The sequence below is a fragment of the Streptomyces sp. NPDC048462 genome, assembly GCF_043200175.1.
Lineage (GTDB): Bacteria > Actinomycetota > Actinomycetes > Streptomycetales > Streptomycetaceae > Streptomyces.
Genome location: NZ_JBICXG010000013.1, coordinates 72953 through 85968 on the forward strand (window position 1 = coordinate 72953; position 13016 = coordinate 85968).

At 70.5% G+C, this 13016-nt stretch carries 12 protein-coding genes and 1 riboswitch; of the genes, 7 read left to right on the forward strand and 5 right to left on the reverse strand.

Translation table 11 applies throughout. The features are described from left to right. Positions 1–12: 12 nt before the first annotated feature. The 3 genes from nagA to ACGFU6_RS22180 all read right to left on the reverse strand — a co-directional run bounded on the left by nagA (position 13) and on the right by ACGFU6_RS22180 (position 3132). A complete protein-coding gene (gene nagA / locus ACGFU6_RS22170; RefSeq protein ID WP_393613127.1) occupies positions 13–1173 on the reverse strand; it encodes an N-acetylglucosamine-6-phosphate deacetylase in 1161 nt (386 codons plus the stop codon). Continuing rightward, positions 1173–2105: an ROK family protein gene (locus ACGFU6_RS22175; protein WP_393613129.1), complete on the reverse strand. Its 933-nt coding sequence runs from the start codon at positions 2103–2105 to the stop codon at positions 1173–1175. The genes nagA and ACGFU6_RS22175 overlap by 1 nt, the downstream gene beginning before the upstream one ends. Positions 2106–2217: 112 nt before the next feature. Beyond that, on the reverse strand, positions 2218–3132 hold the full coding sequence (locus ACGFU6_RS22180; protein WP_393613131.1) for an SIS domain-containing protein: 915 nt from the start codon (positions 3130–3132) through the stop codon (positions 2218–2220). Between the two features lie 308 nt (positions 3133–3440). On the opposite strand from ACGFU6_RS22180, the gene ACGFU6_RS22185 reads away from it, so the two are divergent. From ACGFU6_RS22185 to otsB, 3 genes are all read left to right on the forward strand, one after another. After that, positions 3441–4658 carry an extracellular solute-binding protein gene (locus ACGFU6_RS22185; RefSeq protein ID WP_393613133.1) on the forward strand — a complete coding sequence of 406 codons (1218 nt, stop codon included), beginning with the start codon at positions 3441–3443 and terminating at the stop codon, positions 4656–4658. 32 nt (positions 4659–4690) lie between these two features. After that, positions 4691–4963 carry a DUF3263 domain-containing protein gene (locus tag ACGFU6_RS22190; RefSeq protein ID WP_393613135.1) on the forward strand — a complete coding sequence of 91 codons (273 nt, stop codon included), beginning with the start codon at positions 4691–4693 and terminating at the stop codon, positions 4961–4963. 123 nt (positions 4964–5086) lie between these two features. Beyond that, the gene (gene otsB, locus ACGFU6_RS22195) at positions 5087–5944 is read left to right on the forward strand and encodes a trehalose-phosphatase (RefSeq protein WP_393613137.1); all 858 of its coding nucleotides are present in this window, start codon (positions 5087–5089) and stop codon (positions 5942–5944) included. Here the strand turns inward: otsB and ACGFU6_RS22200 are convergent. Together ACGFU6_RS22200 and ACGFU6_RS22205 are read right to left on the reverse strand one after the other, a co-directional pair. Next, the gene (locus tag ACGFU6_RS22200; protein WP_393613139.1) at positions 5921–7312 is read right to left on the reverse strand and encodes a trehalose-6-phosphate synthase; all 1392 of its coding nucleotides are present in this window, start codon (positions 7310–7312) and stop codon (positions 5921–5923) included. The genes otsB and ACGFU6_RS22200 overlap by 24 nt on opposite strands. Before the next feature lie 86 nt (positions 7313–7398). Continuing rightward, entirely contained in the window at positions 7399–8349 is a 951-nt protein-coding gene (locus ACGFU6_RS22205; protein WP_393613373.1) for a glucosyl-3-phosphoglycerate synthase, read from the reverse strand. Positions 8350–8502: 153 nt separating this feature from the next. Then, positions 8503–8667, forward strand: a riboswitch (SAM riboswitch). 17 nt (positions 8668–8684) lie between these two features. Here ACGFU6_RS22205 and thrC point away from each other — a divergent pair. The 4 genes from thrC to groL all read left to right on the forward strand — a co-directional run bounded on the left by thrC (position 8685) and on the right by groL (position 12931). Further along, positions 8685–9977, forward strand: coding sequence for a threonine synthase (gene thrC, locus ACGFU6_RS22210; protein WP_393613141.1), 1293 nt, complete (start codon positions 8685–8687; stop codon positions 9975–9977). Between the two features lie 71 nt (positions 9978–10048). After that, a complete protein-coding gene (locus ACGFU6_RS22215) occupies positions 10049–10327 on the forward strand; it encodes a MoaD/ThiS family protein (protein WP_393613142.1) in 279 nt (92 codons plus the stop codon). Between the two features lie 433 nt (positions 10328–10760). Next, on the forward strand, positions 10761–10967 hold the full coding sequence (locus ACGFU6_RS22220) for a cold-shock protein (protein ID WP_003967346.1): 207 nt from the start codon (positions 10761–10763) through the stop codon (positions 10965–10967). A gap of 338 nt (positions 10968–11305) precedes the next feature. After that, on the forward strand, positions 11306–12931 hold the full coding sequence (groL, locus tag ACGFU6_RS22225; protein WP_123524516.1) for a chaperonin GroEL: 1626 nt from the start codon (positions 11306–11308) through the stop codon (positions 12929–12931). The last annotated feature ends 85 nt before the right edge of the window (positions 12932–13016 follow it).

A 13016-nucleotide genomic window follows, 5' to 3' on the forward strand; every position in this document is an offset into this window, starting at 1 on the left:
GGCCGGTGGCCGTCACACCGCCACGGGCACCGGCTGCCGGACCCATTCGCCCTTGCGCATGACGCCCTTGAGCGTGAAGTCGGCGTTCAGGACCACCAGGTCGGCGTCCTTGCCGGGTTCCAGCGAGCCGACCCGGTCGTACACGCCGAGCAGCCGGGCCGGGTTGGCGGAGATGGACCGCACCACGTCGGCGACCGGGATGCGGTCGACGGTCACGGCCCGGTGGAAGGCGGTGTCCAGGGTGAGCGTGGAGCCGGCGATGGAGTTGCCCTCGACGAGCCGGGCGACGCCGTCCTTGACCTCGACGGCGAGCGGGCCCAGCTGGTACTGGCCGTCACCGAAGCCGGCCGCGTCCATGGCGTCGGTGATCAGGGCGACGCGGTGGGCGCCCGCGTGGTGGTAGGCCAGTTGCAGGGCGGCCGGGTGCAGGTGCGTGCCGTCGTTGATCAGCTCGACCGTGATCCGCTCGTCCTCCAGGAGGGCGGCGATCGGGCCGGGCGCGCGGTGGCCCAGGGGCGGCATCGCGTTGAAGAGGTGCGTGGCGACGGTGGCGCCCGCGTCGATCGCCTCGACGGTCTGCTCGTAGGTGGCGTCGGTGTGCCCGATGGCGGCGATGACGCCGTGCTCGGCGAGCAGCCGTACGGACTCGATGCCGCCGGGCAGTTCGGTGGCGAGCGTGAACATCTTCGCGGTGCCCCGGGCGGCGTCCATCAGCTTGCGGACCTCGGCCGGGTCCGGGTGGCGCAGCAGGCCCTCGCTGTGGGCGCCCTTGCGGCACGGCGAGATGAAGGGGCCCTCGAAGTGGATGCCGGCCAGGTCGCCCTGCTCGACGAGCTCGGAGAGGATGCCGGCGCGTTCGGCGAGGAAGTCCATCTCGCCGGTGACGGTGGAGGCGACCAGGGTGGTGGTGCCGTGCTCGCGGTGGGTGCGGACGCCGGTGAGGACGTCCTCCACGGTGCCGGAGGTGAAGGAGCCGCCGCCGCCACCGTGGTTGTGCATGTCCACGAAGCCGGGGACGATCCAGTGGCCGGAGAGGTCGATGCTGGGTGCGTCGTCCGCCGCACTGCCGGCGATGCGGCTGCCCTCGACGATCACCCGGCCGTTCTCGACGGTGCCGGTGGGGAGTACCACCCGGGCACCTGCGAGAACCGTGCTGTCTGCGCGTCCGGCCATCAGGCGGATACCTCCGTGGAGAGAAGATCCCAGGCGAGCAGCCCTGCGCCCAGGCATCCGGCGGTGTCCCCGAGGGCTGCGGGGACGATGTGGGGCAGCTTCTGGAACGTGATGCGTTCCTCGACGGCCGCACGGAGTGGTGTGAACAAGGTTTCCCCCGCCTCGGCGAGACCGCCACCGATGATGAGCGTGCGCGGGTCCAGCAGGGTGAGCGCGGTGACCAGCCCGGCGGCGAGGGCGTCGACGGCGTCGCGCCAGACGGCCAGGGCCGCCGGGTCGCCCGACTCCACGGCCTTGGCGCAGTCCGCGGCGTCGGCCTTCGGGTCGCCGGACGCGGCGGCCCAGGCCCGGCTGACGGCGGCCGCGGAGGCCAGCGTCTCCAGGCAGCCGCGCTGGCCGCAGGGGCAGTCCGGGCCGTCCGGCCGGATCACGATGTGGCCGATCTCGCCCGCCGAGCCGTGGGCGCCCGCCTCGATGGAGCCGGAGATGCCGATGGCCCCGGCGATCCCGGTGCCGAGCGGGATGAAGACGAAGCGGTCGGCGCCCCGGCCCGCCCCGATCCGGCCCTCCGCGAGTCCGCCGGTCCTGACGTCGTGGCCGAGGGCGACGGGGACGCCGCCCAGCCGCTCGCCGAGCAGCCGGCGCAGGGGGACGTCGCGCCAGCCCAGGTTGGCCGCGTAGAGCGCGATGCCGTTGTCGGCGTCGACGATGCCGGGCACGGCGACACCGGCGGCGAGAGCGCTCTCACCGAAGTGCTCCTCGCCGTACGCGCGCAGATCCGCCGCGAAGGTGAGGATCGACTCCACGACGGCGTCGGGGCCGCGCTCTCTGCCGGTCGCGCGCCGTGCCTCGTAGAGCAGGGCGCCATCGGCCCCGACCAGTGCGGCCTTCATTCCGGTGCCGCCCACATCGAGGGCGATGACGTGTTTCACGGGAAACAGTTTCGCCCGACGGACCCCAAAAGGTCTAGTCCACTATCGCTGTTTGTTGCGCATCCATACAAAATCGGCCCCGCAGCCCGGCGGCGACGGGGCCGACGGCCCCCTACGGGTTGCCCGGCAGGATCACGCTGCGCGACAGGTTGCGCGGGTGGTCCGGGTCGTAGCCCTTCGACTCCGCGAGCGCCACCGCGAGCCGCTGGGCCCGGATCAGGTCTGCCATCGGGTCGGTGCCGGTACGGGCCACGAGCGTCCCGCCGACCCCCGCGACCTCGCCCGCCAGCCCCTCCGGCAGGGTGCCGAACACCCAGGCCACCCGGTTCGGCCCGGTGATCGCGATCGGGCCGTGGCGGTACTCCATCGCGGGGTAGGACTCCGTCCAGGCGCCCGCCGCCTCGCGCATCTTCAGCCCGGCCTCCTGCGCCAGGCCGTAGGTCCAGCCGCGCCCCAGGAACGTCCACTGCTCGGCCGCGACCACCGCCTCGTCCAGCGGCTCGGTCACCGCCAGTTCCGCGTCCACGGCGGCCTCGGCCACCGTCTTCACGCCGGCCGGGAGCGGGCCGGACGCTTCGAGGCCGGCCCGCAGGAAGGCGAGTGCGGTGGTGGCGAACCGGGTCTGCACGACCGACTCCTCGTCGGCCCAGTCCAGGACCGCCACCGTGTCGGCCGCGTCCATGACCGGCGTCGCCGGGTCGGCGGTCAGTGCGAGGGTGGGCGTCTTCCCGCGCAGTGCGGCCAGCAGCGCCAGTACCTCGCTCGTGGTGCCGGAGCGGGTGATGGCCACGACCCGGTCGTAGGACCGCCCGGCCGGGAACTCCGAAGAGGCGTACGCGTCCGTCTCGCCCTGCCCGGCCGCCTCACGCAGCGCCGCGTAGGCGATGGCCATGAACCAGGAGGTGCCGCACCCGGTGACGGCGACCCGCTCGCCCGGACGCGGCAGCCCCTCGGCCACCGCGCCCGCCTCGGCGGCACGCCGCCAGCAGCTGGGCTGGGTGGCAATTTCTGATGCGGTACGGGACATGCGGTACGGCTCCTCGCGGCGTGGGCGCGTATAAAGGTCTGGACCATTAGAGGGTTAAGGGCCTTGCGGCGGGCCCTGGTTGACCGAGACCTACTTAGCAGTGACTCTGCGTCCCGTGCAATGCTGCTGCGTTGCCGAAGCGATACCGGGGTGGTGTAGACCTCCTCGGAAGCGGTGGGGCAAAATCGCAGCTCATCCGGAGCGCACCCACGCGGACGTGGGTGCCACGGATGACGCGATCGACGAGGACGGACTGGGCTGTGCAGCGGCGTTACTTGGGACTTACGGCGGCTGTCGCCGCTCTGGGGATGACGGCAACGCTGGCGGGCTGCGGCGGCGGGAGCGGCGGGGGCGATGTCACGCTGAAGCTGGTCGCGGCCGATTACGGCACCGGCGAGGCGAACAAGTCCGACAAGTACTGGGACGGGGTCGCCAGGAGCTTCGAGGCGTCCCACCCCGGCATCAAGGTCGACGTGACCGTGCTGCCGTGGACGGACATCGACCGCAAGGTCGCGGAGATGGTGAAGGCCGGCAACGCCCCCGACATGGCGCAGATCGGCGCGTACGCGGACTACGCCAAGGCCGGGAAGCTCTACTCCGCCGACCAGATGCTCAGCGTCCGCACCCAGGCGAACTTCCTGCCGGTCCTCGCGGACGCGGGCCGGGTCAACCAGATCCAGTACGGGCTGCCGTTCGTGGCCAGCACCCGGCTGCTCTTCTACAACAAGAAGCTGTTCAGCCAGGCCGGTCTGAACGCCCCGAAGACCTGGGACGACATCGACGCCGACGCCGTCGCGCTCAAGCAGCGCGGCGTGAAGTACCCCTTCGCGCTGCCGCTCGGCCAGGAGGAGTCCCAGGCCGAGACGCTGATGTGGCTGCTCAGCGGCGGCGGTGGCTACACCGACGACGTCGGCTCGTACAACATCGACTCGGAAGAGAACATCAAGACGTTCGACTGGCTGAAGTCGCACCTCGTCGACAAGGACCTCGTCGGCCCCGTCGCCCCCGGCAAGCTCAACCGGGCGAAGGCCTTCGCCGCGTTCACCAGCGGTGACGTCGGCATGCTCAACGGCCATCCGACGCTGATGCAGGAGGCCCAGGAGAAGGGCGTGGACGTCGGCATGGTGCCGCTGCCCGGTGTCACCGGGCCCACCAACAGCTCGATGGGTGTCGCCGACTGGATCATGGGCTTCAAGCAGAACGACCACCGGGTCGAGCTGGGCAAGTTCTTCGACTTCATGTTCAGCGACAAGAACGTCATCGACTTCGCGGACACCTACGACCTGCTGCCGGTCACCGACAGCGCCTCGGCCTCGATGGAGACCAACCCCAAGTACAAGCCGCTGTACAAGTTCCTGGACGCTCTGCCGAACGCGCAGTTCTACCCGGTCGGCAAGACGTCCTGGGCCAAGGCCAGCGAGTCGATCAAGAAGAACATCGGTGAGGCGGTCGAGCCGGGCGCGAAGCCGGAGAGCGTGCTGGAGCGCATAGCCCAGGAGTCCACGGCGGCGGAGAGCGCGGAGTAGCGGTCCGCCGGGCGCCCCATATATTGGCTGATATGACCGCCCTCCCCCCGGACGCCCCCGACGAGCCCGGCCCGCCCGCCCCCGGTCTCTCCGACCGGGACCGCGCGGTGCTCGCGGTCGAGCGGCAGTCGTGGGCGGGCCCGGGGGCGAAGGAGCGGGCGATCCGGGAGCGGCTCGGCATCTCCCCGACCCGCTACTACCAGCTGCTGAACGCCCTCCTGGACGACCGGCGGGCCCTGGCGGAGGACCCGGTCACCGTCAACCGCCTGCGTCGGGTGCGAGAGGCGCGCCGCGGCCGGCGATGAGCGCGGGGGTGGCGGGCCGGAGGGGTCGGCCATTTCCAGCCCCTCCGGCGATTGAGGAGCGGGGTGCGGGGCGGAGCCCCGGTCGGGCCCGCGCGCGCGGGCCGCCGCCTATAGGCTCGGCCCATGGGCAGCCACCCGCACACCCCATCCCTGCCGACCCCGACGACCCCCGCCGGCCGGGAGGGCCTCGCCGCTCTCCTCGGCCGCCCCGACCGCGCCGTCATCGCGCTCGACTTCGACGGCACCCTCGCGGACATCGTTCCCGACCCCGAACAGGCCCGCGCCCACGCCGGGACCGTCGAGGCGCTCGCCGCACTGGCCCCCAAGGTCGCGTCGATCGCCGTGATCACCGGCCGCCCGGCCGGCGTCGCGGTCCGCTACGGCGGCTTCGCCGGAGTGCCGGGCCTCGACCACCTCGTCGTCCTCGGCCACTACGGCGCCGAACGCTGGGACGCCGTGTCCGGCACCGTCCACGCCCCCGCCCCGCACCCCGGCGTCGCCGCCGTGCGGGCCGAACTCCCCGGCTTCCTCGACAGGTTCGACTCCTGGCACGGCACCTGGATAGAGGAGAAGGGGCAGGCGCTCGCCGTCCACACCCGCCGCGCCCAGGACCCGCAGGCCGCCTTCGACGCCCTGCGCGGCCCCCTCGGTGAGCTCGCCGCCCGGCACGGCCTGATCGTCGAACCGGGCCGGATGGTCCTGGAACTGCGGCCCTCGGGCATGGACAAGGGCGTCGCCCTCACCCAGTACGTGCGCGAGACGGGCGCCGAGTCCGTGCTGTACGCCGGCGACGACCTGGGAGACCTGGCCGCGTACGCCGCCGTGGAGAAGCTCCGCACCGAGGGCCCCGACGGCACCCCCGGCCTGCTGATCTGCAGCGGCGAGGCGGAGGTGCCCGAACTGGCATCGCGCGCCGACCTGTTGCTGCCGGGGCCGGGAGCGGTCGTCGGATTCCTGTCAGCCCTGGCGCAGCGCCTCTAGCTGGTCCAGGAACCACTGCTGCGGCGGCAGCGCGGTGGCCGCCTCGGCCAGGCGCTCCGTGCGCTCGGCGCGCTCGTCGTCCGCCATCGTCAGCGCCTCGTGCAGGGCGTCGGCGGTGGCGGACACGTCGTAGGGGTTCACCGCGATCGCGTCGTCGGCCAGCTCCTCGTACGCCCCCGCCTCCCGCGACAGCACCAGCGCGCAGCCGTGGTCGGAGACGACCGGGACCTCCTTGGCGACCAGGTTCATCCCGTCCCGGATGGGGTTGACGAGCGCCACGTCGGCCAGCCGGTAGGCGGCCAGCGAGCGGGCGAAGTCGTCGTTGACGTGCAGGACGACCGGGGTCCAGTCCGGCGTCCCGTACACCGAGTTGATCTCGTCGGCGACACGCTGGACCTCGGCGGTGTACTCCCGGTAGACCGCGAGGTCCTGCCGCGAGGGGTAGGCGAACGCGACGTGGACGACCCGGCCGCGCCACTCGGGCCGCTCGTCGAGCAGGGAGCGGTAGGCGAGCATCCCCCGGACGATGTTCTTGGACAGCTCCGTGCGGTCCACCCGCACGACCGTCTTGCGGCCGGGGCCCACCTGCTCGCGCAGCGCCGCCATCCGCTCGTCCACGTCCGCCTCGTGCGCGCGCCGGCGCAGGAAGTCCCCGTCGGCGCCGAGCCCGTGCACGCCGACGCGGGTGCGGCCGGTGCCGCCCAGGATCTCCGTGCAGCAGCCGATGAAGCCGTCCGCCCAGCGGCGGGTCAGGAACGCGGCCCGGTCGGCGCCGAGGATGCCGCGCAGCACCTGCTCCGCGATGTCGTCGGGCAGCATCCGGAAGTAGTCGACGGGCGCCCACGGGGTGTGCGAGAAGTGGCCGATCCGCAGGTCGGGGCGGAGGTCGCGGAGCATGGCGGGCACCAGCACCAGGTGGTAGTCCTGCACCAGGACCGCCGCGCCCACGCCCGCCTCCTCGGCGAGCGCCTGGGCGAAGGCCAGGTTGTAGGCCTCGAAGGACGCCCACTGGCGGCGGAACTCCGCGTCGAAGACGGGTTCCACCGGGGTCTGGTAGAGCATGTGGTGGACGAACCAGAGCACCGAGTTGGCGATGCCGTTGTACGCGTCGGCGTGCACGCCCGCGTCGATGTCGAGCATCCGTACGCCCGGTTCACCGACCCCGCGCCGTACCGCCTCGCGGTCGCCGTCACCGAGCGCGGCGCAGACCCACATCTTGTCGTCCACCGCGCTCAGCCCCGAGACGAGCCCGCCGCCGCCCCGTTTCGCGTCGAGCGAGCCGTCGTCGCGCAGGGTGTACGAGACCGGGCCGCGGTTGGACGCGACGAGAACCTGGGCGGCGGACTGGGGGGCGTGCTCGGAGACCATGCGCGGAATCTAGCCCGATCCCGAACCGTCCAAACGTGCGTACGGTGTCGTCCCGCAGAGCCGCCGCCGCTTCGCGCCGTCCCGCGTCATGCCGCCCGGCGTGCGACGTACTCCTCGATCTCGCGCATCGGCGGCCGCTCCTCGGTGTCCACCGGGTAGGTGTGCGGCACGAAGCCGTTCTCGCCGCGCTCGAACTGGGTCAGCGCGGGGCGGACCAGATGTCCGCGCGACAGCCGCAGCTGGGCGGTCCGGTAGATGGCCGCCGCCATCCGGCCGAGCGCCCGGCCGTCCTGGTGGCGGTGGACGCGGACGCCGACGTCGACCTGGCCGAGCGCGTCCAGTCCGACGGTGTGCAGGGCGTCGACGAGCAGCCCCAGCTCCACTCCGTAACCGACCGGGAACGGCAGCTGTTCGAGCAGCGAGCGGCGTACGGCGTACTCGCCGCCCAGCGGCTGGACGAAGCCGGCCAGCTGCGGCCAGTGCAGATTGAGCAGCGGCCGTGCCACCAGTTCGGTGACCCGCCCGCCCTGACCGGCGGTGTCCCCGAGGGGACGGTCGTACATCGCCTTGACGAACTGCACCGAGGGGTCGGTCAGCAGCGGGCCGACGATGCCGGAGACGAAGTCGGCCGAGAAGTCCTTCAGGTCGGCGTCGACGAAGCAGACGATGTCACCGCCGGTCACCAGCAGTGACCGCCACAGCACCTCGCCCTTGCCGGGGACAGCCGGCAGCCGGGGCAGGATCGCGTCCCGGTGGATCACCCGGGCGCCCGCCTCGCGGGCGACCTCGGAGGTCGCGTCCGTGGAGCCGGAGTCGATCACCACGAGTTCGTCGACCAGCCGGACCTTCTCCATGAGCTCGCGCCGGATGGTGCGGACGATGTCCCCGACCGTCGCCTCCTCGTTGAGCGCGGGCAGTACGACACTCACGCGGCTGCGCCTCGGGTCGCCTCCCCTGGCGGCCAGGAGCTGCTCCAGCGGGCGGTCGGCGCACGACCAGGAACGCCTGGTCAGCCAGCGTTCGACCTCTTCCAGCACGGTCGATACTCCCTGTATGTGATCCATCTCGCGGTTCGGACGACTATCTCAACAGTCCGGTGCTTCGGTTACAGTCTTGAACAACGCAGATGGCCGTGGCATGCCGGGGTCCGTCCGCCGATAAACGCCTGGATCGATGATCCAGTGCCATAGCGCTCATCCAGAGGGACAGAGGGAACGGCCCGTTGAAGTCCCGGCAACCATCCCACCCCCAAGCTCTCGACTTCGCTCGAGCAGGGGGGACCCCCTTCCGCGAGGTCGGGTGGGGAAGGTGCCAATTCCGTCTTGTGGCGAAACGCGTCACGAGGAAGATGAGGAGAAAGGGCCTCGCCATCATGGCTGTTGAGACTGTTGCAACATCTACCGAATCTTCTGTGGACCTCGGTCCCGCCGCGGCACTTTCCTGCCGCGAGTGCGGAGAACGATTCGCACTCGGTCCCCTTTTCGCCTGTTCGAGCTGTTTCGGACCGCTCGAAGTGGCCTACGACCTGCCGACCGGTTCCCCGGACGAGCTGAAGAAGCGCATCGAGGCCGGACCCGACAACATCTGGCGCTACGCGCCGCTGCTGCCGGTCCCCTCCGACGTCGCGGAGAAGCCGAACATCAACCCCGGCTTCACCAAGCTGGTCAAGGCCGACAACCTCGCCCGTGAGCTGGGCGTCACCGGTGGCCTGTACGTCAAGGACGACTCCGGCAACCCGACGCACTCCTTCAAGGACCGTGTCGTCGCGATCGCCGTCGAAGCCGCCCGCGCCTTCGGTTTCACCACGCTCTCCTGCTCCTCCACCGGCAACCTCGCCGGTGCGGTGGGCGCCGCCGCCGCCCGCGCCGGCCTGCGCTCCTGTGTGTTCATCCCGCACGACCTGGAGCAGGGCAAGGTCGTCATGGCCGCCGTGTACGGCGGTGAGCTGGTCGGCATCGAGGGCAACTACGACGACGTCAACCGCTTCTGCTCGGAGCTCATCGGTGACCCGCTCGGTGAGGGCTGGGGCTTCGTCAACGTCAACCTGCGCCCGTACTACGGCGAGGGTTCCAAGACGCTCGCGTACGAGATCTGCGAGCAGCTCGGCTGGCGGCTGCCCGACCAGATCGTGATCCCGATCGCGTCCGGCTCGCAGCTCACGAAGATCGACAAGGGTCTCCAGGAGCTGATCAAGCTCGGTCTGGTCGAGGACAGGCCGTACAAGATCTTCGGAGCCCAGGCCGAGGGCTGCTCGCCGGTCTCCACCGCCTTCAAGGCCGGTCACGACGTGGTGCGGCCGCAGAAGCCGAACACCATCGCCAAGTCCCTGGCGATCGGCAACCCGGCCGACGGCCCGTACGTCCTGGACATCGCCCGCCGCACCGGCGGCGCCGTCGAGGACGTCAACGACGAGCAGGTCGTCGACGCGATCAAGCTGCTGGCGCGCACCGAGGGCATCTTCGCCGAGACCGCGGGCGGGGTGACCGTCGGCGTGACGAAGAAGCTGATCGAGGCGGGTCTGCTCGACCCGTCGCTCACCACGGTCGTCCTGAACACCGGTGACGGCCTCAAGACGCTCGACGCGGTGGCCGCCACCTCGCAGGCGACGGCGACGATCAGGCCGAGCCTGGACGCCTTCCGTGCCGCCGGCCTCGGTACCGCCTGAGCGGTCCGCCGCACCAGCTGAGAGGCTGCCGCAGCCTCCGGCCACCCGTGACTCCAGGAAGGGCTCCCACCATGAGCGTCAAGGTCCGTATCCCCACCATCCTCCGCACCTACACGGGCGGCCAGGCCGAGGTCCCGGCAGAGGGCGCGACCCTCTCCCAGGTCATCGAGTCCCTGGAGAAGGACCACCCGGGCATCGCCGCCCGCGTCCTGGACGACCAGGGCAAGCTCCGCCGCTTCGTCAACGTGTACGTCAACGACGACGACGTGCGCTTCCAGGGAGGCCTGGAAGCGGTCACCCCGGACGGCGCCGGCATCTCGATCATCCCGGCCGTCGCCGGCGGCTGCTGAGCCCCGGGACCCGAGCGGTCCCGCTTCGACGAGTCACCGCGATTGCCCTCTCCGCGACAGAAGCGGAGGGGGCAATTCTGCATGGTTGAGCGCGGTAGAGTGTGGGAAGCCCCCTCCGCTGCCCGTGCCCCCCGCATATGAGAATGCGCCCGGCCACGACAAGATGCAGCCAAAGTGCCTGAGCCTCTTGCGCCATAAGTCGCCTTTGCCTGGCCCGACTTGCCCTGGAATCTCATGAGTTCCTCATATTCGGGCGTTCGGCGATGCCCAGAATTCTCGTCCGATTGACCTGTTGCAGAGGGCAGTTGGGCAGATACATTCGGCCGCGGTCGACGCGTTCCGGCGCACGCACCCTCTCCTGTCGGAGGGTGAGTTCTGACCCGGGCCCGCGAAGTGCGGTCCTGTGCAAGGGCCAGTAATAGGGGAGTTAGGCATGGCTCAGGGCACCGTCAAGTGGTTCAACGCGGAGAAGGGGTACGGCTTCATCGCGGTCGACGGTGGTGCGGATGTTTTCGTCCACTACAGCGCGATCCAGATGGACGGATACCGCACCCTCGAAGAGGGTCAGCGAGTTGAATTCGAAATCTCGCAGGGCCAGAAGGGGCCGCAGGCGGACATGGTCAAGCTCGCCGTCGGCTGAGTTCGGCGCGGTCGGCCAACGACACTACTCACGCACGGAGGGCCCGTACCCCTGGGGTACGGGCCCTCCGTGCGTCCGGAGCCCGCTGCGGCCCTCCGGTCGTCCACGCTCCGCAGGGGCGCTCGTTGTCCACACTCCGGAGGGGGACGCTTGCACTCTCGGGGGTCGAGTGCTAATCATTGGGCTTAGCACTCTCCGGGTGAGAGTGACAGAAACTTGGACCGGGCCGGTGAGGCCCGCAGGTCTGTCGGGGCAAGGAACCGGCAGGCGGCAGGCCGTCCGTCGCGGGCGCCACTCGGTCCGGAGAAATCCACCCCTGTCCGGGAGGACCACTTCATATGGCCAAGATCATCGCGTTCGACGAGGAGGCCCGGCGCGGTCTTGAGCGCGGCATGAACCAGCTCGCCGACGCCGTCAAGGTCACCCTCGGCCCCAAGGGTCGCAACGTCGTCCTTGAGAAGAAGTGGGGCGCCCCCACGATCACCAACGATGGTGTTTCCATCGCCAAGGAGATCGAGCTGGAGGACCCGTACGAGAAGATCGGTGCGGAGCTGGTCAAGGAGGTCGCCAAGAAGACGGACGACGTCGCCGGCGACGGTACGACCACCGCCACCGTTCTCGCTCAGGCGCTCGTCCGCGAGGGCCTGCGCAACGTGGCCGCGGGTGCGAACCCGATGGCTCTCAAGCGGGGCATCGAGAAGGCCGTCGAGGCCGTCTCCGCCGCCCTCCTGGAGCAGGCCAAGGACGTGGAGACCAAGGAGCAGATCGCTTCGACCGCCTCCATCTCCGCCGCTGACACCCAGATCGGCGAGCTCATCGCCGAGGCCATGGACAAGGTCGGCAAGGAAGGCGTCATCACCGTCGAGGAGTCCCAGACCTTCGGTCTGGAGCTCGAGCTCACCGAGGGTATGCGCTTCGACAAGGGCTACATCTCGGCGTACTTCGCCACGGACATGGAGCGCATGGAGTCGTCGCTCGACGACCCGTACATCCTGATCGTGAACTCGAAGATCAGCAACGTGAAGGACCTCCTTCCGCTGCTCGAGAAGGTCATGCAGTCCGGCAAGCCGCTGCTGATCATCGCCGAGGACGTCGAGGGCGAGGCCCTGTCGACCCTGGTCGTCAACAAGATCCGTGGCACCTTCAAGTCCGTCGCCGTCAAGGCCCCGGGCTTCGGTGACCGCCGCAAGGCCATGCTCGGCGACATCGCCATCCTCACCGGTGGCACCGTCATCTCCGAGGAGGTCGGCCTCAAGCTGGAGAACGCCGGTCTCGACCTGCTCGGCCGTGCCCGCAAGGTCGTCATCACCAAGGACGAGACGACGATCGTCGACGGCGCCGGTGACAGCGACCAGGTCCAGGGTCGCGTCAACCAGATCCGTGCCGAGATCGAGAACTCCGACTCGGACTACGACCGCGAGAAGCTCCAGGAGCGTCTGGCGAAGCTGGCCGGCGGCGTGGCCGTCATCAAGGCCGGTGCCGCCACCGAGGTCGAGCTCAAGGAGCGCAAGCACCGCATCGAGGACGCGGTGCGCAACGCCAAGGCCGCCGTCGAGGAGGGCATCGTCGCCGGTGGTGGCGTGGCTCTGCTCCAGGCCTCGGCCGTCTTCGAGAAGCTCGAGCTCTCGGGTGACGAGGCGACCGGCGCCAACGCCGTCAAGCTGGCGCTGGAGGCCCCGCTCAAGCAGATCGCCGTCAACGGTGGTCTCGAAGGCGGAGTCGTCGTCGAGAAGGTGCGCAACCTGCCGATCGGTCACGGCCTCAACGCCGCGACCGGCGAGTACGTCGACATGATCGCCGAGGGCATTCTCGACCCGGCGAAGGTCACGCGCTCCGCCCTGCAGAACGCCGCGTCCATCGCCGCGCTCTTCCTCACCACCGAGGCCGTCATCGCCGACAAGCCGGAGAAGGCCGCTGCCGGCGGCGCTCCGGGCGGCATGCCGGGCGGTGACATGGACTTCTGATCCTGACGGATCGGTAGCTCCAGCACAGCGTTACAACGCCGGCCCCCGGGGATCGCTCCCCGGGGGCCGGCGTCGTTCGTGGACG